Below are 24,088 nucleotides of genomic sequence, written 5' to 3' on the forward strand. Positions count from 1 at the left end.
AACAATTGATTTTCAATCATATTTGTAGTGTAATCAAAAGAAACTACTATGAAACTTGCAATTGTAACCGCGTATCCTCCTAGCAAAGTAACCTTGAATGAATACGCTTATCACCTGGTAAAACATTTCAGACAACAAACAGAAATCTCAGAATTAGTGTTATTAACTGATACAAAACCTGAAGAAGCTAATATCCAATTCTCTGAAGAAGGTTGTAAAATTACAATTAAGCAATGTTGGACATTTAACAGCTACACTACTATTTTTTCAGTAATGCGAGCAGTAAAACAGACAGCTCCGGATGCGATACTGTTCAATCTACAATTCATGAAGTTTGGAGATCAAAAAATTCCAGCGGCATTGGGATTATTTCTCCCTTTATTGTGTAAAATAAAAAAAATCCCAACCATTGTTTTATTACATAACATCTTGGAGCAAGTTGATTTACAAAGTGCAGGATTTACCAAAAATAAGTTCTTACAAAAAGTCTATAATTTTATAGGAACATCTCTTACCAAGCTCATATTAAAAGCTGATACTGTAGCAGTAACCATCAATAAATACGTTGATATTCTTGAAAAAAAGTATAACGCAGATAATGTTATTCTAATTCCGCATGGTACATTTGGGTTACCCTCAATACCATCGTATGAAATACCTGAAGGACCTCTAAAGGTTATGACTTTTGGAAAATTTGGCACCTATAAAAAAGTAGAGATACTGATCGAGGCTGTCAAGAAAGTACGATCAAGAACCGATGTTGTCATAGAAATTGTAATTGCAGGAACAGATAATCCTAATGTATCAGGCTACCTAGAATCGATGAAAGAAAAGTATGCAGAAGTACCTCAAATAACCTTTACAGGATATGTGGCAGAAGAAGATGTACCAACAATCTTTCGAGAAAGTGCCGTGGTTGTATTTCCTTACACAGCTACTACAGGAAGTTCTGGAGTATTACATCAGGCCGGTAGTTACGGAAAAGCAGTTGTAATGCCAGATCTCGGGGACTTAAGTATTCTGGTGCAAGATGAAGGGTATCAAGGAGCGTTTTTTGACCCAAAAAGTGTAAATAGCCTTGCTAATGCCATAGAAAAAATAGTCATAGATCCAATGTATAGAAATGAGTTAGGTATGGCAAATTATAAAGCAGCCACAGCGTATCCTATGAGCAGAATTACAGGAATGTATATAGAAGAGTTTATAGGTATTCAACAAAACAGTATAAGACTACCAAAAACAAAAATGAGATCCGTATAAAAATATAATAACTTGATTATCCCTATTGAGTTGCCCTTCGTCGTGATTGCTAAACATCCACATATAATGTGGGTGTTTTTTTTAGTTCCCGGTAAACTCAAAAGCCTTCTTCTTTTTCCCTGCTTTATCAATAAACCCAAAATGCTTTTGCTTATGTTTCCGCCAAGGTAAATTACCGACTACACTTTCTGGCACTTCTTCAAAATCATATAATGTCCAGGATAAGTAATGGATATCTTGTTCCTGTATTATTTTCTGAAACTGCTCATGATAAGCAGCCTGTTTTTTTTCTGAAGTACCAAAAGGATTCCAAAACTCTCGATTACTAGACACTCCAAATTCTTGTAAAACCAGAGGTTTATTTATTTTGCTATTCAATTCTTTGTATGTTTCTTCAAAAATATCAATATCTTGATAGTAATGAAAAGAGACAAAATCTACCTCATCCTTCAAAATACCGCCTGATGTTATATCAGACCACCCAATAGTGACTAAATGATTTGAATCATATTGTTTTATTTGAAGTATCATTTCGCGCAGCCACGCTACTACGTTTTCTTTCCCTCTACTTTCAAAATCAAGATTAGGTTCATTTTTAACATCCCAGGCTAATATCGCTCTATGATTCGTAAACGCTGTTGTTATCTGTTCTGCGTGACGATGTGTTAATGTCCAATCTAACACCGAGTAGTCGCCATAAAAGTCAAATAAGGTAACAATCACTTTTAAATCCTTAGCTTCAGCCAGATCTAATACTTGTTCTAATTTATGTAGTTTCTCATTTTTTACTGATGCTTTTCCAAAATCTTCATACTGCAGAAAGATTCTAATGGTATTTAGCCCCATCGTTTTTATAATATCAAAATCCTTAGAAATTACATGTGTATTAAAGTCATCTCCAAACATATCCCAAGGTGTTTTTTGGGGATAATAATTAATTCCTTTGATTTGAAATTCTTGATTATCAACATAGATTTTAGTGCCGATCACTTTAACAAATCCATCCGTTTGCAGTATCTCTTTTGATGTTTGGGTTTTTTCTTTTACTAGATGTCGTATCCGCCAAAAACCATCTTCTAACAATAACATAACCTGATAATTCGACTGTATTTCAGTTTCTAGAAGAAGCTGATTTTTTTGATATATCTGTTGATATTCTTTTACATTTTTATCAGTCAAAACAGCTAACTGCCCATCTGCACTATAAAAATCCAATGCTAGATTGTGGTTGGTGGTAGTTCCTTTTATAGAAATATTCTCTTGTTTATTTACCTCCAGGTTTTTTATGAGGTTTTGTTGTGCGCTAATTGTATAATAATCATCAATTCCACTGGTCAAATTTGTCTGATATGCTACTTGACGCACGTACCAGGCATTTAGATAATCCTTTTCTATATCAAGTAATGTTTGCTTCTCTATAGGTCTGCCTGGATTGATAGTATCACTCCAAATTACTTTGGGAAGATATACTTGAGCTTTATCTAATGCTAAGTGCAACATCGAAGATCTATCTGCACCGGTATTGAGATATGACAATGTTTTACCAATCCCAAAAAGAATTAGTAGTACTATTCCTAGAAAAGAAGAAATGATTAAAGATCTATATATGTTTTTATTCCAATTTGTCATTGTAATGGTATCTGCGAAAACTCTTTTTGAGCTCCTAAGGCTTTTATTTTTATAGTATACTCTCCTGAAGGGTAGAAATCTTTTTTAAGGATAAATCTAGCAATTCCATCAGATGACGTTTTGATTTTAGTTTCAACACTTTTATCATTTTCTATTTTTAAAGTCACTATTGCCCCATCTGGGATTAATTGTTCCATAAAACTTAACAACGGGCCAACGATAATCTCACGATTATTCTCAGAAAACTTCACCTTAAGATCATTAAGAACCGCCGCATATTCGAGTTGTATTACATTGCTTTTTGCAATCCCGGGAATAAAAGCTGTTATTTCCCATATATCCTGATGATCTGGATGTAGCATTTTGCCTATAGCTTGACCATTCACGGTGCTACCTTGTGTTTGTAAAATAGTTCCGTTTTTATTTTTGACTTTAAATTCAACCAAAGTACCATCACTCACAATATTTCCGTAATCATCTTTGAGTGTAGATGTGATAAATTTGGTAATTTGATTTCCATCTGCATATGAATGCCTTCGTTTACTACTGATCTGAAAATCTTGAGGCAATGAAGGAAATATCTCAACCGAAAATTCTTTTGAAGCCACCTCTTTAACTTTTGATGATATTAATAATCTCCCAGATTGTTCATAAGAGAATATGTTTACCCAACCTATCATATCCTTACTATACAAATCTTCTTCTTTTTTAGTATCCAAGAACTGATGCTTGAAACGCATTGCAGTACTATCTGGCAACGGATTATCATATACATCAGTAGGTACAACTACTTGCATTGTATAATCTGTTCCTCCGGCTATAATACTTGGTGGTCCAACATAAGATTCTAATTGTACAGGACTTGTAGTATTAGTTTTAACTTCTATTGTGTCTTCTAGTATTATTTTAGAATTATGCAGCAGCATATAATATATGATCCCTTTTTTATTGGAAATAAACTCAGGTAATATATAGCGTGCTGTATCAGACTCCAATACTGTACTACCAAATGAAGCATGTAAAAAAAGTTGAGTTTTAGCCGGAATATTCAGCTTAAAATTTAATGAAATCGTCTCTCCTGCTTCAAATACCTTCTGTTTAGTTTCTATAACTGCCGATACTTGCCTAGGAATTTTTAATACTGCTGTAAAACCAATACAACATACAAGAAATATGGGTAACCAAAAGATAATATGTTTTCGTTCTAAACTCATTAATTTATAGAAGCTATATATGTATTTATTTCTATTTTAATATAATTAAATCCTTTACCGTTTACAGATAAAAGTTGATCATATAGTTGTCCTTGATCTCGACTAGGAACTATCTTTTTACTGATTTCGGCATTTGATAACCCATTCACAAAAACAAAATCTAAGTCTTCGTTTATTAATTCCAAAGGAGAAATATCCAACAATGAGTAAGAAAAAAACTGCTTTCGTTGTGGTCGTATTCCTTCCTCAAGATATTGATGATCCACCCAAAGCAATTTCTTATTAGTATCATAATACGAAATCAATAATTGTGGAATCGTAACTTCTTGCAATCCTGAATTAAAAAGAAATCCGTTTATTTTATTCTCTTGTATTGAAATATCATTAACTGCAATTTCCTTATATAAGTCAGTGGTCGCTACATTTCCCGCACATTGAAGATTAAACTTTTGAGGAATATCTTCTAAACTTACTGCTGTAAACTGATCCGGATTAAACGTTTTTGGTTTTGACTCGTTATCATTCATCCAGGCAATACCTTCAAAATTAATACGAAAACTAGTAGTTTCCTTTGGCATCAGTTTATGTTTCATTTGATGTTTTACATTATAAGCCGCTAATTTCTTATCTTCTTTACCGTATAATGTTCCTGTAACAATGACATCTGCTGGTACATTATCCACATTCTGTAATTCTCCAACAATACTATACCGTTGTTGATGTTTAACGATTTTTGCTGTAAGAACTTCTAAAACGGGTTGTTTAAGTACATCTTCATGATATGTTTGCTCAGAGGTTATTCTGCGACGTCCGTGATTATAAAACGCTGTTCTGTTCTCAGCAAACAATTGATCTGGTGGGATATCTAAATCATAAGCTACGGGATGTAAATACCAATCTCCTTGTCGCTTTACCAATTCATGATAAAATGTTTTATCTATTTTTTCTAAGGGAGTTATCCATTTTGTAATTGCTTTGACTTTGGCTGTACTATCAGTTTGCTCCGTAACTTTTGTTACTATTTCATCCAATTTCGCATAAGAGCTAAGTAATCCATCTGCAACCGAAACTTCGAGCATATATTGATCAAGAGCCTTGTTACTTTGAGGATCTAAATAAGAATAAGCCCGTTTAAATTCCTTAAAATCTAACGCATCATAGTATGCCGCTATAACATTTTTGGGGCTAATTTGTGTTGCATTTTTAATATAAAATGCATACATCCCAAAACCAAAAATTAATAGGATTACAAAACTCCAAGTATGGGATATTCTTACTAGGTTGCGGCTAAACTTATGATAAGATAGTCCATGTTTTAAATACTCAGGAACGCCTAATTTCGATGACTTAAGTATTCGTATCCAAAGCATCTGAATATTTAACACAAAAGCTAATATGGCTGTTCCCACAGGAATCAATCCCCACATTAATTTTTGAAATACAGGCACTTCATCTTTAGGCAATATGGTAGATAAAGGTGGTACATTGAGTTTTTCCCAAACCATAATTCCGTTTTCTAATTGTTGTAATCGTTGCCATCCACAGAAATACAAAATTGGATCATAGAATTTATCATTCGAAAACACATATTTTAAACTATACTTTTCTGGCACTGTTAGAAATTGTTGTAGAGAACCAATACCTTCTACTCCTCTAAATTTTGAGTTTTCTAGTCTTTCTACTGCTCTGGTAGTCAGTTCGGGTAATCTTCTTGCAGAATGGTAATTTCCATCAACGGTCATGGCTTGTGTTTGGGTAGATAACCAAGCCATCTGATCTCCAAACCCCAAAGGCAAATATCGCCAATGATCATGTTGATCTTGTTTTAAGAAATTAACGATCGGTAACATTTTTAGTTTTTGGGGTTGCGAAGGTCTAAAATACCCTAGACTCATTGTAAATACTGCAGTAAAAATAAATGCTCCAACCAAAAGCCCTCCTAAGAGTCTATGATATATACTTCCAAATTTCTGCTGAATGTATTGTTTTAAATCACCTTCTATAAACCGAAAAGCAAACTCCCCGAACATCGGCAATGCCATAATAGAGGCCCAGAGCGTAAATCTATCTAAGGTAAGAATATTAAATGCATTCTCACCAAGTATCATTCTTGGGATAGGTGTTGTACCTCCCGTTCCAAGAATGGTTAGTAAAGAAATAGATAAACCAAAAAATAAGTATCGCTTACTAAAAAATCGATACCATATATAAGGAAGTATGAATAACATAATCCCCCACGGTATCAAAAAGAATACTAATCCCGAAGACGTAACCTCCAGAAAATTATCTCTTGATCCATGCGGTATTGGAACCTGTGTAATCGGGTTATTTTTGGTATTAATCCAATAGGGTAAAATACAAACAATAATTAATACCAGAGATCCAATCCCAAAACTTACAATTCTTTTAAACAACTTAAAAAAAGTAGAAAGAAAAACAGAAAAGGTAACCTTCTTAAATGCAATAACCTTGTCTTTTGAGACATCCATAATTACCATACCAATCAAGGGAAAAATAAAAAATACCATTCCGAAGATTGGAGTTACGTGATGGGAGGTAACTGTAACTGCAATTAAGCTAAGTGAAGTGATCAAATATCTATATGCTCCCGTTTTAATCCACAAGTAAATCTCTGGTAAGGCATGCATTAAAATTGAAATACCTACAATACTAGGTAATTGTCCAAAAATATGTAGCGTCTCTACAAAAGAAGAAGAAAAAACAGCAAGAATAGCAGCATAACCAGCAACAGTTCTATTAGAAGTTAACAGTAGCGTGAATCGATATATACCAGTAATAAAAAGTATAACCGCTATGATGCCTACTCCAAACAAACCAAACTTTAACCCTCCTATATAAGATAACAATGCAATAGTCTGATGTACTAGAGGCGGATATCCCATCACGGTAAATCCAGTATACCAGCTATAATTCCAAGGATCAAACCAACTATTAGCATAGTGATCTGCAAAAAATAGATGAATCAAAGCATCATAAGTTGATTCCAGCGTAAAGAAGATAGTGGTCCCGTGAAAAACGACACCTATTAGCAATGCACTTATCAAATACTTATTTGTAATTTTTTTCTCTATATCCAAAGTATATTTTTTTCTGATAATGAATTCCTGCCATAAAGAAATAATCATCCAGTGACAACCATAATAACACACAGTAGGGAATTCTACTCCAATATACAACAAAGGTTTTGGTTTAGACGAATGGTACATCTATCGATAAAAACCATTCATCGACAGCAATTTTCCACTCATCGAAATTCATCCTTTTTGAGCGTCAATCGCTGCTAATTTCGAGGTGTAATCCCAAAATAATCTACTATGAAAACTGGAATCATCATACCGTGTTATAATGAAGAAAAGAGGTTAAATGTAACGGCATTCTTAGACTTCATAAATAAAGAAAACGAATTCCATTTATGTTTTGTAAATGATGGAAGCAAAGACGATACCATCTCTGTATTAAAAAAAATACAATCCGAAAACCCTATTAAAGTTAGTGTTATCGATATAAAAAAGAATGCGGGTAAGGCTGCAGCGGTTAGAGCTGGTGCCAGATATCTTCATAGTAGAGGTGATATTACTTTTATTGGGTTTATTGATGCCGATTTGTCTACAGATTTTGAGGACTTTGATGGGCTTCTAAAAACCTTAAAAACTAACAACAAATTAAGTATGGTATTTGGATCACGAGCAAAGAATGCATCTGAAGCCATAGAAAAAAATTCTGTAAGAGCCGTTTTCTCAAAAATTGTGAAGATGTTAGTATTCTTCATCTTAAGATTACCAATAGAAGACACTCAATGTGGTGCTAAAGTATTTAGAGCAAAGCTTGTTCCTATATTATTTAAAAGAAACTTCTTTAGCCGATGGTTATTTGATGTAGAAATGTTTTTAAGAATGAAAAAACACTTTGGCAAAGTAATAATCCTAAACAAAATCTATGAACAACCATTACAAAGATGGGTACATATGGAGGACTCAAAACTTGGGATTAAAGATTCACTAGAGATTCCTTACAGATTATTATCAATATGGTTCAATTATAATGTATTACAAAATTTAAGGTATTCTGATTCTGTTCAAATAACTGAACCCGTAATAGAAATATTTGGGATGCCAGTAACAGCTTTGGTAGCATAACTCATAATCTCCTAAAACTGATTACCATGATCAATTATCCAATCAAATTCGAGCCTATCTTAAAAGAAAAAATATGGGATTGTAGCAAACTTAAAAATGTACTTTATAAAAACACAATACTTAATAATGTCGGATAAAGCTGGTAACTATGCTCATGTAATCATTAAAGAAAAATACAAATATCAGTTAAAACAAAATGATCTAAAAAATACGCTACAGCCTTAAGAAGTAACCAAAGAAGATTCTTTTTTTATCAATGCAGGAAAAAATCAAATTAATTCCTTTCTTATCTCATTACTTATACTATCCTGATTAGATTTGATAATATTTTTCTTTTTATACTTTCTCCCATACCATAGCAAAACACCACTCACAGGCAGTGAAGCACAAATAAAACTTACCAAAAAAGCAATAATCTTCCCGGCAATACCTCCTATTGCCCCTATATGAATATCATAATTCATACGGATTACTTTATCTGCAAATTTTGCATTCTTGTATTTACCATAGATACTAGGAGTCTCTATTTCTTGTAAGGTATTCTGATCAAAGAAAAGGTAATCCATATTATAATATAGACCTTTAGAATTACTTACTTCTACAAGAATTGATGTAGAATCATTTTCGGGATAATGTAATTCGAATGTTTTAGCGTCCGTATACTTTTTTTGTAACATAGGAATGAGTTGATCATAAATAGGCGTATCATCCGGTTTCTGATTGTATACACTTTCACTATTAGGGATGATAAATTGTGGAGCTTTATCACCTCCAGTAGCTTTATATGCAATGAAATAAAACCAATTAAAAGCCATCACACAACCGGTAAATGCTAGAATCAACCCAAATGAAGATATATAGAACCCTGTAACGGTATGTAAATCAAAATTTTTACGTTTCCATTTTGTTTTACTATTCCAATCAAATTTTAATCTCTGACGCCAATTTTTTTTATTTTTTGGCCACCAAAGAAAAAGTCCGCTTATCAAGATTATTAAAAATAATAAAATGGAATATGATACTATTCTGGAACCAATGGCATCCGGCAACCATAATCGTAAATGACCTTTTAATATAAAACCAAAAAAGCCAGTATCATTATCTATTCTTTTAATGAATTCACCGGAATATGGATTTAAAAAAACACTATGGTAAAACACTTCAGGTTCTGCTTCATAAAAAACAACTTCTATAGCTTCGTTTGGTTTACCATAAATGACCCCATGAATTGTTTTATTAGGTATAACTTCTTCTGCAATATGTCTTACAGAAGATGATGTTATAAATTTTTTATTTTCAATAGTCACATATTTATAATCATCATAAAACCCTTCAATTTCTTCTTTAAAAACCCATAAACAACCAGTAATGGAAACAATAAAAAGTACTACGCCTGTAACTAATCCTAGTATTTTATGAATTTGTAAAATCCTTTTACGTTTATTATTTCTTTTTTTTCTTGTCATTTATGGGTTTGGATATAAATGGGGTTTAAAAACAGTTACTTATTTCTAATTATAAATGTTTATCGGAGTCTCTTTCCTAAGAAAATTTGGTTAGTTACTGATCTTAAATATTCCTTTCAGGCCTAAACCAAGAACTTTGGCCCCTTTTGTTGCCGTTGCTGTTTCAGGGTCTACAACATAAACATATGTTTCTGTATCCGTAGAACTACTAATATATGCTTTACCATCCTCTATAAACATTGGTGATGTGTAACGATGCCCATGAGTTGGTACTCCAGTTACATCAGTAACAGTTTGATTCACTAAATCAATCACCACCATTTTAAATACATCTTTCTTAAAAAATGCCCCCCATTCTCCAGCTCCATTAGAGTCATCTACAATTATTCTTGCAATCGCTTTTCCATTACCAACATAATCCATCCAAAAAAGTTTTCCTCCATTAGTAGCTTCTTCTACATTAAAGAAATAATCTGTATCAAATTCTGTTGCTCCATTGTTTATTCTTAAAATTCCTGAAGGTTTAGAAGCAGCTGTAAAACCAGCACTTAATGCAGAAGTAGAAAAAGAATAGATATCTCCATTCTCTGTTTGTTCAATACCTGTACTATGGCCATTAACACCAATCGGGCTTGTTCTATCATCTTCGATTATTTTTTCTAATTCGAATTCCGGATAAGTAAACACAGCTACGTAAGCACGATCTACATCTGGAGTAATAAAGGATCCATCCGCTAACCATTTATGATAAGAAATAAATAGTTTACCATCTCTTAGTACCATACCTGTAACCCAAGGAATAGATCCAGGATTCTCTGCTGTACCATCACCCATATCAATATCAATTGGGTGTTCTTCTATCTTTTCTAGTTTACCGGTTGTGGCGTTTACGAAATGAAAACGTTTATCCGATAAACCTCCATAGGTCAGCTCTACAGCTAACAACGTATCATCATCTAAGGCAGCGTAATTATCTAAAGTAGATTGAAAAGCGAAATTTGCTTTTTCTTCTAATGCTCCATCTTCATTTAATTGATAAGCAATACATTTATCATCATCAGAATATCCGGCTGTAAATACTGTATTTCCAGCACCGTGAAAAAATCTCCATCCTCTTAATGGAATTCCTTGACCTTCTACCGAGATTTCACCTGTAGTTAAAGATGTTAATGATGGTAATTCTAAAATATAATCTACAGGACTTGCGTCTCCAACCGGAAATGCTTCGAATCCTACTACATATTTAGACATAGAGGTTGGTTCCGGGTCAATAACAGTCCCTCCATTATCATCGCTACTACAAGATGTAACCGCTAAGGTTATTGTTAAAAGTAACATTACATTTTTTATCCATTGTATTGTTTTCATTGTATATGATTTTTGATATTTAAAATTTATTTTAGTTTGATAAATAGTATCTAAGTTTTATATAAAAAGCTCTTCCTGGTTGTTGAATTTCGAAATTGTCATAGATTTTTGCATCTGTAATATTTCTGGCTAAAACTGAAACATTGTATCGCCCATCATCAAAAGAATATCCCAGCGCTAGATTATGTGAAATCTGTTCTGGTATGATATCTCTATCTTCTGGGTTTCCTTCTACGAAAGATGTAAGTGGATAATCGTGAACATAATACGTGCTCCAGGAAATATTTAATTGGTCCTTTTTAGCAAGTATATTTTCGAATGCTCCTCCGATACGAGCGTTTCCGAATAGATAAGGAATATTGGCTATTCGCTGGTTTCTTAAAAAATCTACACCTGCATTTTCTCCAGCGTTTCTATCAATGATATTTTGATAGGTAGCATTTACATCCAGAAAGAACGAGTTATACAACATTCTTATTTCTCCTTCTACACCCGTACTTCTGGCATCGGCAGTATTATAGTATCTGGAAAAGATGCCTTCTGACCTAATTGCTATAAAATTCTCAGACTCTCTAAAAAACAGATTCGTATCCATCTGAAGTTTGAAACCATTAAAATCGCTATTGAAAAGTGCTCCGAGATTGACATTATAACTTTTCTCTTGTGATAAGGTTGGGTTTGATTTCAATAAAAAACCATCTCCAAAGACCTCATAACCTTCAGGAATTCTAAAGGTTCTTTCAAAGGATCCTTTGACTTGAAGATTGTCAAGAATTTTGTAGGTCGTAGCAACACCATATCCCAATTCTTCAAAAGTATTTTCGAATCGTGTAAACCTTTCTTCTTCTACGCTTGTAAAAAGGTCTTCGACAATCCCTTCAGAGTTTAACAAATATCCTTTAGAAAAAATAGAAGTATCCCATCGAGTATCCAGCAGCTTGATATCATAAGAAAATCCTAGTATGTTTTTATTTACAATATGAGGATCTTCAAAAGCAATTCTTCCTGTTCTAGCCGCATCTTCTCCTTTACGTCGAATGTAGTTTTTAGTATAACTAAAATTCAGTGTATTTGATTCATTAAAAGTATATGAAGCTAATGCATTTATTAGATGAAGATTATCTTTAAATTCAAATAGTGTTTTACTGGCTTCAAATTCTCCTAGTGTTTGATCTCCACGCTCAATAAAATTTCCAAACCAGTCATATTTACGAGACGAAGTATCTACAACTCTTTCATTGTTTTGCGTAATAGAACCGTAAATTTTTAGCTTTAATCTTTCTTTAATAAGATTATTTTTCTCGAATTCGATAGATCCAGAAATAATATCATTTTCGCTAAAAACTTCCCCAAACGGATTTTGTGGGTCTATCGGATGTTGTACTTCATTTTCATTTGCAGATACTGTAAAGCCAATAATCAATCGATCCGCATATGATTTATCAACTAATCCAGTTTGTACGCGTACCATTTGTGAGTTATAAGCATCGTGAAATCGTTCTACATTATCTCTTCTGATGCCGGTATCATTTCCTAATTCATCTCTTACTTCAATATCATCAATCTCATAGTTATTATCAGAATAGTTATAAAATGAGGATAGCTGAAACATCCAACCTTTCTTATTGTAATGCTGACCATTCACTGTAGCGCGATGTGTATTAAAAGAGCCTGCGTCATAAGACACATCCAGAAAATCTTTTTTACGTTGATTTGTAATAATATTCACTGCACCACCCAACGCATCTGCTCCTAAATAAATAGGGACTACACCTTTATAGACTTCTGCTCTTTCTATAAGCGTAGCTGGAAAATTATTCAGAGATAAGGAACTCCCAAAATTTTCAATTGGAATACCGTCTATAAAAAACTTTACTTGCTTACCAGACAATCCATTTAAAGAGAAATCAAAAGCTGACCCTAGTCCTCCTCGCTGTCGAACATTCACTCCGGGTATTGTTGTCAAAATAGCATTAATATCTACACTACTATTCTTTAACCCTTTGGTTTCAATAACTTCTACTTCAAAGGCTTTTTCTTTGGTTTTTTGAGCTGCCGTTTTTCCCTTAATGATAACATCTGTTAATTCTTCTATGCTCTGTTTAAGAATTATTTTTATGTACGTTTCTTCGGATGGGTTTATATGAATGTTAGATAATTGGGTCTCGAATCCAATATAGCTGGTTTTGAGAGTGTATGTCCCTTCTGGCAGGCTAAGCGTAAACTTCCCATTAAAATCAGTAATCGTTCCTGTATTTTTAAGTTCCGATACTTTAATCGAAGCTCCTGGTATAGGATTTGAATTTTGATCCATAACAACGCCTTGTAATAGCTCCTGACCTTGACAAAAGAGCGTAACCAAAAGCATCAAAAAGACACTATTTTTTCTTTTTAAAATAACCACTGACTGTAACAATTTTTTATTTATTTTAGCGACTTCAAATATATTATTTATAATTAGTCTAAATAAAATTAAAATGCAAAATTAGGATCTAAGGGAAGAGAAAAATGACGCATTATGGATAAAAAAAGACGCGAAAAGACGTCGCTTAAAACCGAAATACAAGACCCAAAAAAGATAGACACCTTATCAGCTGTTACAGAAGTGATAACATCTAAAGAACAATGCGGTATAGTTTCAAAAAAATTTCAATTCCTGAAACAGTTTGGTATAGGATCACTTCAGACGCATCAATTTGAAGGGTTATCGATCTTTATTTTTGATGTTCTATTAAAAAAGAACCTAAGACTGGAGGGAGAACTTTATAAAGATTTCCTAGAAATGTCTTTTCTTATAGAAGGAGAACAAATTATCAAAATTAATGGTATCCCAAAAGATCTGATTTATGAAAGTCAGGAATGTTATTTTTTATATTTAACAAACATTAAAGGTAGTATTGTTTATCATAAACGAAAACGTCTTAAAGAGGTTAAAATCAGGATGAGTATGGATTTTATAAAAAGACATAAACTCAATGAAGATTATAATATTTTAGAAAACTATTCTTTATTAAAGCTTCAGGATCATTTTTTAAAACCTTTGTGCACCAAAACTCAGGATATACTTTCAGAAATTTTAAGTGATCAACGAAAAGGTTTATTAAAACGATTATTTCTAGAGTCCAAAACGCTAGAATTGGTAGCATTAAAATTACAGAATACTCAAACATCCTCTCAAACTGCACATAAACTTCCTATCGATAACCTACTAAAGAAACTATATCAAGTACAACATATAATTTCTTCTGATCTATCTAAACAGCATGCTATTCATCAATTATCAAGACAGGTAGGATTAAACGATTTTGTACTGAAAAGAGAGTTTAAAATCTTATTTGGGAAAACAATTTTTGAATATGCTATTGAATTAAGAATGAATAAAGCAAAGCAATTATTACTTCACAGCAAAAACCCAATTTATGAAATATCAGAATTAGTAGGCTATAAGAACTCTACGCACTTTACAGCTGCTTTCAAAAAAATAGAAGGGATTACTCCCAAAAAATATAGAAATACTTCTGAAAACGAAAAAGTATAATTTAATTAGTCATTTTAACTTTCCTAAATTGAGCATTTACCAAAATTTCCATTTTCCTTAGATCAAAAGTATTAACTTTTATGCATGCCTGCACCCATAGATCTGTGATTTTTAACAACTCTTCCTTTGATAAAGGATTGATCATTTTTTTACATTGAATATGATGATATTCAAAATTAAATCGTTCTTTTATCATTTTGGTAAATCTATATAGCTCAAGAATAGCGCCACCTTTCTGAGCAATGTTTTCTACTAAGCCTAACGTCTGTAAATACTTTGCTTTATAAGTATCCCCGCTTCTAATTAGTATGTCGGCATCCACCTTACTCACTCTACGAATTAATAAACTATGTGCTCCCATACCCGGAAACAAGTTGAACTTATTTTCAGGTAAACAAAACTTAACACCTTCTTCTGCAACTATAAAATCATGCGCCAATGCACATTCAAATCCTCCTCCATAGGCATTACCTTCTACCAATGCAATTGTTATAACCGGTAATCCAAACGATGTATACATATTATAAATAGCATCGATACATAAATGCGCATAAGTTCTTAATTTAGATATATTCTCAGTTTTGATACTATCTAAGAAATATGAAAGATCTCCTCCCATATTATAAACATCGTGATGTTCTGATCCTGAAACTATAAATTTTAACGGTCTATCTGGATGCGAAAAATATTCCTGAACCCAAATACAGAACTCTTTAAATTCCTGAAGACCTTTTAAACAAAAATTAGGCATTCCGGTATCTTTTATTTTCCACAGTAAGAGTTCTTCTTTTTTAAAATACTCAATGGAAATGCAATCAAACTGTCTCATAGTGTCATGATTTTGAAATTACCATTCTTTTTTTGGCTATGCGGGTTTGTTTTTTCGATTTTGTTTTAGAAAGTAATTTATCTAACCCAAACTTTTGAACTCCTAGGGTTAACAAAATATAAAATGGAATTAGTAGAAGTACGCCTGTAACTCCAAATTCTTGGTAGCCTAAGGCACCCATTCCCCAGCAAATAATCACCCATTGAATAATGTAAATTGTAGTTACTCGTTTACTGCAATAATAGAGGAATCTAAAGATGTTGTTTTCTTTAATTCTTGTTACTAATAATTGTGCAATCCAAAGTAATACAAGATTGAAACCAGCCAGATACAATGTTCCTCCAGGACCAAGATGGAAATAATCTCCAAAATGATATTCAAAATTATAATAACATAATCCTCCACCTATAATCATCAATGCAATCCCTGCTAGTAACATTCTCCTAAATAAGTAATTTGTGCTTTTATTTCTTTCTTTATACCACATACCAAAGAACATTCCAATAAGGATAAAAGAAAACCAAGGAAATACTGCAAAATATACGTTCCACTCCGCTCCCCAAAGCAGGTCTAAAACATAATCTACTCCTCTAACTCCCAATCGAAAACCGTGTATTTCTTTAGTAACGATTGCGATACAAAAAGCTATAATCAATGGCACATATTTATTTTTAGAAAGCTTGTTTATAAGTCCCATAAACAGTAATGAAACTCCAGCTAACTGAAGTATATCCCCTGTACCTAACATATAGATCATATTATCCAGACTTACGGGTGTTGTCCATCCATACGCTTCTATAAAATTATTTGGTACCGTACCTACAAGAACGGGAAGCACAAATTTTAAAAAATTCATTAAATATCCAACACCTAAAATATAAAAGGCTCTCTTGATCGATAATAGCACACTTTGATTCCGAGATAATGTAAAAGATACTCCCATTGCAATTAAAAACATAGGTGTTCCTTTTCCTATAAAATGGACTACGGACCCTAACCAAGTTTCTGATTGTGTAGCAATATCCCCATATATCCATAATGTATGGACTATAATTACCATTAATACACTTACTCCTCTTGCTAGGTCTATTGCTAATATTCTATTTGATTTTATAGTTGACATATTCTTTTGATAAAAGGTACATTAGTAATTGTTAGTTTTTTCGATTGGTATTTCGATACTTTGTCCAACTCAGTGTGACAGTTCCAATGAATCTTCATTCTTAATACTATTTTTAAATTGAGCAATAGGGTTTTGTAAAGTTCCTTCTAGGATGAGACTTGCCATTGGATCTGCAAGATTTAGCATTTGCTGCGTATTTTTTAGTTGTAATCTATTCAGACAACATCGATCAAATTTCGGTACAAAAAGATCGTACTTATCAAATTCTGTCTGTAATTCTGGATGTTCTGATTGATAAGAACGAATACAAAATGCTACTTCTTTCCAAAATTCATTCTCAGAATACTCAAGATCTCTTTCTAGGATTGGAGCTAGGAACCTAAAAAAGCACTCAAAAACGTCGGTAAAGATGGTTAGTACTTTCATCTTATCAGAAGTCTTTGTATATAATCGTTTTACTTTTTCTGGTAGCTCAAGATCGGGATTAAACACAATCACTTCTTCTGTGATATCTTTCATTAAGATTTTTACGGGACTATGATTTTCTAAAACCATAATAATATTTTCTCCGTGAGGCATAAAAACAAAACCATACTTATAAAAACAGTGTAATAAAGGTGTTAGGTATACATTCAAGTATGTACGAATCCACATAGTGGTATCGCAAGAGGAAGCTTTAATTAATTCTGAAATCAATGAATCACCTTTAGCGTCGATGTGTAGTAAGGCCGCCATGGTCATTAATTGCTGATTCTTTTTGATTTTAGAGTGCGGACTTTCTCTCCATAAAGCAGATAACATCTTGTTATGAGGATTTGTTTTTCCTAATACTTCATAATAGGTATTTTGAAAACCAACAGTGGCAACTTCTCCTAACATCATAAAACCTGTTTTTTTAAGATATGTATCTTTCTCCAGTAATTCAGTAATCCAGGTAGTAATGTATGGTGTGCTCTGCATATAGTAAGGTGATAATCCTCTCATGAATCCCATATTTAAAATAGACAAAGCAGTTTTAGTGTACATTTTTTGTGGATTACTTGTATTATAAAGTGTTCGAATTGATTGTTGCGCCGAGAAATAATCTTCACTTTCACCAAGGAACACTAGATTTTGATTCGCAATATCTGCTGCAAATACCTGAAGTATCTTATTATTCCATTGCCAAGGATGAACAGGAATAAATATATACGATGTAGTGTCCAAACCTAATGACTCCAGTTTTGTATTAAATTCGGCAATCATCTGAACACCAAGTTCTTTTCGCATTAACGATTTGTATTCAAATCTATGAGTAGCTGTATAAGTAGTTTTACTTTTATGACCGGCTAACCAATAAATTTTAAATGGTTGATCAGCTTCTGGAGCATATTGCATATACTCTTTACTATCAAAACCAATTCTTCCATTATTTGCTACAAAACAAGGATGCCCTTCGGTCATTGCATGTTCTATTATCTGAAAAGAACTATTTATTAATTCTCTTGATGAAAAATCATTGTGCGCTCTTTTATAAGCCGCACCAGATAATGTACTAGAAATCTCTTCTAAATAAACAGAAAGTAAGTGTTTTGGGATTTCTAGCGTATATACAAAATCAACAATAAATGCCAGGGCATCTATAGGTTCTGAATTGTCATTGACTTTTTTTATAATAGAAGTTTCATCGATATCCCAATGATCTAGAGCGCGTATTTGAGCATTAAACTCGTATGTAATTCCTGGTGTATCTGCAATTAGGACATAGTTAGTAAGCGTATCACTTTTAGTTTTTAGTTGTGGTTTTAATATTAGCTCATGGGAAAATTCGCTGATAGCTTTACACACTAATGATCTATTTACGCTGTTCCAAATACCGGGATTAAGATGATTAATTGATGAAATTAGCGGATTGATCGTATGTAAGTTGTTCATTAATCTTGTTTTTTCGAGCACTATTTTTTTTGCTTTTCGATAGTCTATCTCCTCACAAAAAGCTAATGCAGCTTTTTTCTCAGGTAGGTTGATCTCTTTTTGATATATAAATCCAGCTTTTTTATTAAGGATATGGATCTTTTCATTTCTTACATCTGGCTCTACTACTATTCGCTTTACATACGGTAACTCAAAGAAATATTCGAGTACGGTACTAAATACATTCCATGTAAAACCAGTTATTTTAATTTCCGATGGTGCTACCAAAATATGCATCCCATAATCAGCATCTTTAGCTGAATAATAGTCAGCAATTCTATCTGTCGAGGCTTTATATTTTTCCATTAAGAAAACAGGTTCTCCATTATAAACTCCTATGAAAACATCATAATCTTCTCTAGAAACCAATGCAGTATATTCTGAATATACTTCATCAAGTGATTTCTCAAGCATCCCCCAATATTTAGCATAAGGATTAGTTACCCACGCATAAATAGTTTTGATATCCACCTCAAAATCTAAATGGCGCAGTTGAATCGTTCCAAAATTTTCAATAGTCCTCGAAAAAACAATATTTTCTGCTGTTGTAATATCTTCCATGAGTATTATTAAATTAGGAAATTGCAGTTGCCAAATCTTTTCTATAAGCTGCAATTGGATTTTCTAGCTTTCCTGCAAATTGTAATAATGCTACAGGGTCATCTAAATCAATCATTTGTTTATGATTATTTAATTGCAATCTGTTTAGGCAAGACAAGTGAAATTCTGAAGAGAATAAATCATACTGTTTAAACTTAGCTTCTTTTTCTGGATATCGATCTTGATATTCGTGTATATTATTTGCTACAACACTCCAAAAATCTGTTTCAGAAAATCCAGCATGGGCCTCTAAAACATGTGACATAAACCTAAAGAATCCGTCAAAAATATCCGTGAATATGGACAGTAATTTTACATCTTCGGGAACAGGAGCATACATACGTTTTAGATGATCCGGTAATTCAATATCTGGATTGAGAATACATGCTTCTTCTGTGATATCTTTTAATAGCGCATGTACCGGAATATGATCTTCTAATACCATGATTATGTTTTCGCCATGAGGCATAAACACCAAATCAAAATGGTAGAAACAATGAAGCAATGGACTTAAATAAGCTTTTAAATATCGACCTAACCAATCTCCAATCGTTAAACCTGATGCACTAATAATTTTAGGTAATAATGCTTCTCCTTGATGATCGACATGCAGAAATGCTGCCATAGTCATTGGTTGTTGTCCACCTTTGATAGCAGTCATTGGACTTTCTCTCCATAAGGAAGCTAACATTTTATTATAATCGTTATGCACTCCAAACTCTTCGAAATATGGATTTACATAACTTACTGAAGCAATTTCACTAAGCATTCTAAATCCAGTCTCTTGAATATATGGATCATTGTATAATAACTCTTCTAACCAAATTGCCATTTTGGGAGCAGTTCCTAAATAATATAAAGGAAGCCCTCTCATAAAGCCCATGTTTAAAATAGAAAGTGCCGTTTTTGTGTAAAACTTCTTCGGGTTGGTATTATTAAACAATGTTCTAATGGATTGCTGAGCGAGGTATTGATCCGGACCATATCCTAAACAGATTAGATTTCCTGTAGCAATTTCTGGTGAAAAAATATTGGCTAACTTATTAAACCATTGCCATGGATGCATAGGAATAAAAAAATATTCATCCGGATCAAAACCTCTATTTTGTATACTTTCTCTAAAATTTTTTAGTGTATCTGCATCTAATTCTTGTCGTATCAAAACATCGTATGGTAAAGTATCAGTAGCTGCATATACGGCTCTACTTTTATGACCCGCTAACCAAAGTAAAGAAAAAGAATTACCGGCTTCAGGAGCATACGACCTATAATCACTACTATCAAAACCAATACGTCCATTATTAGCGACAAAACCAGGATGCCCCTCGGTCATGGACTGTTCAATCGTTTGAAAATCTGCGGTCGCAAGCTCTTCTGAAGTTGGATTTCCTTTTAAAAACTTAAATGCACTTCCATATAAAGTACTAATAATTTCCTCTAAATATACAGGCATCTGTGAATCCTTAATCCCTAGTTGTTGCCTACATTCTTTGATAAACAAAATACCATCTATGACTACAGATTCACTTTCTTCATATTTTTTGATGGATTGATGCTCTATATATAAATGATTCAATGCCAATGGTTTTGCATTAAATTGATATTGTATCGTAGGATTATCTGTTTTTAAGATATAACTATTCCATCCATCTTTAAGTTGTTCTAAGACTATTGGTTTAATAAGAAGTTCATGACTAAATTCACAGATAGCTTTGGCTACAAAAAGTGTATTCACTTTTACCCAAACTTCGGGTTGTAAGTGAGCAATTGATTGCTGGGGCGAAACGGCATTGTCTAATGTATTCATGGCACTTCTTTTATTGATTTTTGGTATTTGCTTGTTTTCTTGATAATGCTTTCTTTCTAAGAAAGCTAATTGCGCTGTTTTATAAGGAAGTTCAACTATTTTATCAAGTTGAAAACCAATTCGCTGGCATAAGGCGAACATTTTTTTATTCCGTATATCCGGTTCTACTAAGATTCTATTGATCGTTTCGTCCTGAAATACAAAATCCATAATGGTATCAAATAAGTACCAGGTAAAATTTGGAATTCGTACAATCGGAGGAGCTACTATAATATGGATACCACAATCATCTTGAGTAGCAGCATATAAACTACCTATAACATCTTTAGTAGGATCATACTTTTCTAATACAAAAACTATCTTGTTGTTATAAACTCCAACAAAAATATCATAGTGATCTGGTTGCAAGAGTTTAGCATATTCTTGTTCGACCTGAGTCAGTGAATATCCTTGCATTCCCCAAAACACGGCATATTCCATATTTACCCATTGATGCAGTATTTCACTATCTTGGGTAATTCTGAAATGACGTATTTCGATCGCTCCCAATTCTTCAAAAGTTTTGCTGAACAAATAATTATCGAGATACTGTATATGATCTTTATTTTGTTTCATACAGATATACTTATGTTTTTATCATTTTTTTCGAAGTTATTTTCATTTCAATTTTAAAAATGAAATAATAGCATATCAGCGTTGTTATGAAACCTATTAAAGCAATCATAAAAGGCATTTGAAGTCCTGTACTTTCTACTAATACTCCTACAGACAATGAAGACAATAACACTCCGAGATTCTGAAAAAAATGAACTTTGCTATAATCCATAGCATACGATGCTGGATTACTTAGTTCGAATAGTAATACATCAAATTTTACAACTCCTTGGAAAATTGCCCATCCATAAATGATCCTCCCAATAATAATGCTTCCTTCAAAGGGAATGCCTTGTAATAACAATCCTATGACTCCTAAAAGCAAAGCCGAAATGATTCCCTGATATCCATTATTATTAACCTTTCTTTTAGTGTTCATCCATAAAGCTAGTAATGCAACAAAACCCGGAATTGCATACATAGTTCCTGAAATTAGCTTAGAATCGTATATAGAGATACTTTCCCAATACGTGGCAAAAAAGGGCCTAATTAAAAAATCACTGAAATAAAGCATCATCGTTATCAACCCTATTTTGAGGATAAATCCTTTTGGAATTAGCTGTTTATTAGTATTGGTTATTGATGTATCCTCTTTTTCAATTGAAGTAGTGTACCTTTTACTCTTTAACAAATAACCACTCATACCCATTTGGATAAAATCACCCATTGCCATAATTAAAAAGATATAACTGGCATCTATTAAATCAACTGTCAATCCGCCGATAACAGCACCTAATATTCCTCCTAAATGAACTACAACAGATAATACTCCAATGGTAGTAGGGTGTTCTTTTTTTGTTATAATTTTAAGAATGTATGGATATACCAAAAGATAGCTTCCTTTAAACAGAATCATTACCAGAGATAGTACCCAAAACAAGGTATAAGAAGTGGTCCAAAAACAGCATAGTGCAAATATTCCTGCAATACATTGGGTATATACCAAAATATTAAGTTCTACTACTTTTTTCGATACATAAGCCCAAAAAGGAAATGAAATCATCACCATAAAGCAAATGGCTGCAAAATAGTATCCCACATAAACAGGATTAGTAACTCCAAAACGACTCTCGAAAAATTGAGGGTAAAATGGATGTAGCAGATAATCACTTACTACTGCTACCAGTGTCATTATGATTAAGAAATTTTTCATAATACTCCGATTTCTTTCTTAATTTCTTCTTCTTCAGAAACCTCAAATTGTTGAAAGGCTATTCGTTTTTCGATTGGATAATAATCTGTTCCTGTTAGCTCTTTGATGATGTATGAGTTCCTATAACAGGCCATTCCTAAATCTGGGGTTACAAACCCATGTGTATGCAGTTCTGCATTTTGAACAAAAATGTCTGTGCCTTTATGATCAATAGCATAATTACGGTGCACATCATATCTGTTTTTTTCATCCCAACGAATGCGTTCTTTGATTCCTTCTATAAATGCAGGCTGTTGATACCCATAGCCCGTAGCAAGAATTAATGCTTCTGTAGTATGCTGATAGTATTTATCTTGTTCTTTTTGATGTATTTCTAAATAAAATGTATCCAACACCTCATCATAATTGGCTTTTTTTAATTCTGAATTTGTTCTAAGACCTATCGCAACTTCATTACTCAGTTGTTTGGTATACATCAAATCATAAATATTAGCAATTAAATCTTGATTAACTCCTTTATATAAATGCTTTTGATTTTTGATTAAATCATCTCTTTTTTCAGCAGGCAAATCAAAGAAATAATCTACGTATTCTGGAGAAGTCATCTCTAAGGTTAACTTCGAATATTCTAAAGGAAAAAATCTTGGAGAACGCGTGATCCAATTAAGTTGATACTTTTTAGTATCAATATCCTGAAGCAGGTCATAAAAAATCTCTGCTGCACTCTGACCACTTCCCAATACTGTTATAGATTTTTTCGTTTGTATCGTCGATTTTTGCGAAAGATAAGATGAAGAATGGATTGCTGTTTCTTTTAAATCTTTGCAACAGGCAGGAATATAAGGTTGTGTACCGGTTCCAAATACTAGTTTTTTTGTTTTATAAAATATTTCAGTATTTGTTTTCATACAATGAACTAAAACAGTGTACATTTTTTTAGTTTCATCATACGTTATTTCGGTAACCTCTTTTTGAAAATGAACATTAGATAATTTCTCAATTGCCCACTGACAATACTGATTGTATTCTTTTCTTAGCAACAAAAAGTTTTCACGGATATAAAAAGAATATATTCTTCCTTGTTCCTTGATATAATTTAGAAAACTAAATGGATTTGTAGGATCGGCAAGTGTTACCAAATCTGCCATAAAAGGAATCTGAAGTGTTGTATCCTGAAGCATCATTCCTGGATGCCAATCAAAGTTCTCTTTTTTATCTAAGAACACACCATCTAGTTCTGCTATCGTATCTGTTAAACAAGCTAATCCCAGATTCATAGGACCAACTCCAATTGCTACAAAATCGTATATTGTTTCTTCTTTAGTATTCATTAGTGA

General features: G+C 32.8%; 15 protein-coding genes. 3 read left to right on the forward strand and 12 right to left on the reverse strand.

The features are described 5' to 3' along the window. Positions 1 to 48 precede the first annotated feature (48 nt). The gene (locus Q0829_RS16255; protein WP_298545074.1) at positions 49 to 1,260 is read left to right on the forward strand and encodes a glycosyltransferase; all 1,212 of its coding nucleotides are present in this window, start codon (positions 49 to 51) and stop codon (positions 1,258 to 1,260) included. 81 nt (positions 1,261 to 1,341) lie between these two features. On the opposite strand, the gene Q0829_RS16260 is transcribed toward Q0829_RS16255, so the two are convergent. The 3 genes from Q0829_RS16260 to Q0829_RS16270 are packed head-to-tail and all read right to left on the reverse strand — an operon-like array spanning position 1,342 to position 7,249. After that, on the reverse strand, positions 1,342 to 2,889 hold the full coding sequence (locus Q0829_RS16260; protein ID WP_298545076.1) for a cellulase family glycosylhydrolase: 1,548 nt from the start codon (positions 2,887 to 2,889) through the stop codon (positions 1,342 to 1,344). Beyond that, positions 2,886 to 4,103: a hypothetical protein gene (locus Q0829_RS16265; RefSeq protein WP_298545077.1), complete on the reverse strand. Its 1,218-nt coding sequence runs from the start codon at positions 4,101 to 4,103 to the stop codon at positions 2,886 to 2,888. The genes Q0829_RS16260 and Q0829_RS16265 overlap by 4 nt, the downstream gene beginning before the upstream one ends. Beyond that, complete coding sequence (locus Q0829_RS16270; protein ID WP_298545644.1) at positions 4,103 to 7,249, reverse strand: hypothetical protein; 3,147 nt, start codon at positions 7,247 to 7,249, stop codon at positions 4,103 to 4,105. Before Q0829_RS16270 ends, Q0829_RS16265 begins: the two co-directional genes overlap by 1 nt. 189 nt (positions 7,250 to 7,438) lie before the next feature. Here Q0829_RS16270 and Q0829_RS16275 point away from each other — a divergent pair, with 189 nt between their 5' ends. Further along, complete coding sequence (locus Q0829_RS16275; RefSeq protein ID WP_298545079.1) at positions 7,439 to 8,260, forward strand: dolichyl-phosphate beta-glucosyltransferase; 822 nt, start codon at positions 7,439 to 7,441, stop codon at positions 8,258 to 8,260. Positions 8,261 to 8,529: 269 nt separating this feature from the next. Here Q0829_RS16275 and Q0829_RS16280 read toward each other — a convergent pair whose 3' ends face one another. The 3 genes from Q0829_RS16280 to Q0829_RS16290 form a co-directional block, all read right to left on the reverse strand. Continuing rightward, positions 8,530 to 9,726, reverse strand: coding sequence for a PepSY-associated TM helix domain-containing protein (locus Q0829_RS16280; protein WP_298545082.1), 1,197 nt, complete (start codon positions 9,724 to 9,726; stop codon positions 8,530 to 8,532). A 90-nt stretch (positions 9,727 to 9,816) separates the two neighbouring features. Further along, positions 9,817 to 11,094 (reverse strand): DUF4374 domain-containing protein, encoded by a 1,278-nt coding sequence (locus Q0829_RS16285; RefSeq protein ID WP_298545085.1) that lies wholly within the window; start codon positions 11,092 to 11,094, stop codon positions 9,817 to 9,819. A 31-nt stretch (positions 11,095 to 11,125) separates the two neighbouring features. Continuing rightward, entirely contained in the window at positions 11,126 to 13,462 is a 2,337-nt protein-coding gene (locus Q0829_RS16290; RefSeq protein WP_298545645.1) for a TonB-dependent receptor, read from the reverse strand. Positions 13,463 to 13,612: 150 nt separating this feature from the next. On the opposite strand from Q0829_RS16290, the gene Q0829_RS16295 reads away from it, so the two are divergent. After that, on the forward strand, positions 13,613 to 14,632 hold the full coding sequence (locus Q0829_RS16295; RefSeq protein WP_298545087.1) for an AraC family transcriptional regulator: 1,020 nt from the start codon (positions 13,613 to 13,615) through the stop codon (positions 14,630 to 14,632). Between the two features lies 1 nt (position 14,633). On the opposite strand, the gene Q0829_RS16300 is transcribed toward Q0829_RS16295, so the two are convergent. The 6 genes from Q0829_RS16300 to Q0829_RS16325 all read right to left on the reverse strand — a co-directional run bounded on the left by Q0829_RS16300 (position 14,634) and on the right by Q0829_RS16325 (position 24,082). After that, entirely contained in the window at positions 14,634 to 15,461 is an 828-nt protein-coding gene (locus tag Q0829_RS16300; RefSeq protein ID WP_298545090.1) for a crotonase/enoyl-CoA hydratase family protein, read from the reverse strand. A 4-nt stretch (positions 15,462 to 15,465) separates the two neighbouring features. After that, the gene (locus tag Q0829_RS16305; protein ID WP_298545093.1) at positions 15,466 to 16,584 is read right to left on the reverse strand and encodes a heparan-alpha-glucosaminide N-acetyltransferase domain-containing protein; all 1,119 of its coding nucleotides are present in this window, start codon (positions 16,582 to 16,584) and stop codon (positions 15,466 to 15,468) included. Between the two features lie 69 nt (positions 16,585 to 16,653). Next, positions 16,654 to 19,098 (reverse strand): GNAT family N-acetyltransferase, encoded by a 2,445-nt coding sequence (locus Q0829_RS16310; protein WP_298545095.1) that lies wholly within the window; start codon positions 19,096 to 19,098, stop codon positions 16,654 to 16,656. Positions 19,099 to 19,111: 13 nt separating this feature from the next. Further along, positions 19,112 to 21,559, reverse strand: a complete 2,448-nt coding sequence (locus Q0829_RS16315; protein WP_298545097.1) for a GNAT family N-acetyltransferase — start codon at positions 21,557 to 21,559, stop codon at positions 19,112 to 19,114. Between the two features lie 10 nt (positions 21,560 to 21,569). Beyond that, entirely contained in the window at positions 21,570 to 22,751 is a 1,182-nt protein-coding gene (locus Q0829_RS16320) for an MFS transporter (protein WP_298545099.1), read from the reverse strand. Then, positions 22,748 to 24,082 carry a lysine N(6)-hydroxylase/L-ornithine N(5)-oxygenase family protein gene (locus Q0829_RS16325; protein WP_298545102.1) on the reverse strand — a complete coding sequence of 445 codons (1,335 nt, stop codon included), beginning with the start codon at positions 24,080 to 24,082 and terminating at the stop codon, positions 22,748 to 22,750. Before Q0829_RS16325 ends, Q0829_RS16320 begins: the two co-directional genes overlap by 4 nt. Positions 24,083 to 24,088 lie beyond the last annotated feature (6 nt).

Origin of the sequence: uncultured Aquimarina sp., from assembly GCF_947492405.1 — a bacterium.
Taxonomy (GTDB): domain Bacteria; phylum Bacteroidota; class Bacteroidia; order Flavobacteriales; family Flavobacteriaceae; genus Aquimarina.

What these genes read in the sequence shown, in the direction of transcription:
- Q0829_RS16255 (WP_298545074.1), top strand. Translation starts at nt 49, where the DNA reads ATGAAACTTGCAATTGTAACCGCGTATCCTCCTAGCAAAGTAACCTTG.
- Q0829_RS16260 (WP_298545076.1), bottom strand. Translation starts at nt 2,889, where the DNA reads ATGACAAATTGGAATAAAAACATATATAGATCTTTAATCATTTCTTCT.
- Q0829_RS16265 (WP_298545077.1), bottom strand. Translation starts at nt 4,103, where the DNA reads ATGAGTTTAGAACGAAAACATATTATCTTTTGGTTACCCATATTTCTT.
- Q0829_RS16270 (WP_298545644.1), bottom strand. Translation starts at nt 7,249, where the DNA reads ATGATTATTTCTTTATGGCAGGAATTCATTATCAGAAAAAAATATACT.
- Q0829_RS16275 (WP_298545079.1), top strand. Translation starts at nt 7,439, where the DNA reads ATGAAAACTGGAATCATCATACCGTGTTATAATGAAGAAAAGAGGTTA.
- Q0829_RS16280 (WP_298545082.1), bottom strand. Translation starts at nt 9,726, where the DNA reads ATGACAAGAAAAAAAAGAAATAATAAACGTAAAAGGATTTTACAAATT.
- Q0829_RS16285 (WP_298545085.1), bottom strand. Translation starts at nt 11,094, where the DNA reads ATGAAAACAATACAATGGATAAAAAATGTAATGTTACTTTTAACAATA.
- Q0829_RS16290 (WP_298545645.1), bottom strand. Translation starts at nt 13,462, where the DNA reads ATGCTTTTGGTTACGCTCTTTTGTCAAGGTCAGGAGCTATTACAAGGC.
- Q0829_RS16295 (WP_298545087.1), top strand. Translation starts at nt 13,613, where the DNA reads ATGGATAAAAAAAGACGCGAAAAGACGTCGCTTAAAACCGAAATACAA.
- Q0829_RS16300 (WP_298545090.1), bottom strand. Translation starts at nt 15,461, where the DNA reads ATGAGACAGTTTGATTGCATTTCCATTGAGTATTTTAAAAAAGAAGAA.
- Q0829_RS16305 (WP_298545093.1), bottom strand. Translation starts at nt 16,584, where the DNA reads ATGTCAACTATAAAATCAAATAGAATATTAGCAATAGACCTAGCAAGA.
- Q0829_RS16310 (WP_298545095.1), bottom strand. Translation starts at nt 19,098, where the DNA reads ATGGAAGATATTACAACAGCAGAAAATATTGTTTTTTCGAGGACTATT.
- Q0829_RS16315 (WP_298545097.1), bottom strand. Translation starts at nt 21,559, where the DNA reads ATGAAACAAAATAAAGATCATATACAGTATCTCGATAATTATTTGTTC.
- Q0829_RS16320 (WP_298545099.1), bottom strand. Translation starts at nt 22,751, where the DNA reads ATGAAAAATTTCTTAATCATAATGACACTGGTAGCAGTAGTAAGTGAT.
- Q0829_RS16325 (WP_298545102.1), bottom strand. Translation starts at nt 24,082, where the DNA reads ATGAATACTAAAGAAGAAACAATATACGATTTTGTAGCAATTGGAGTT.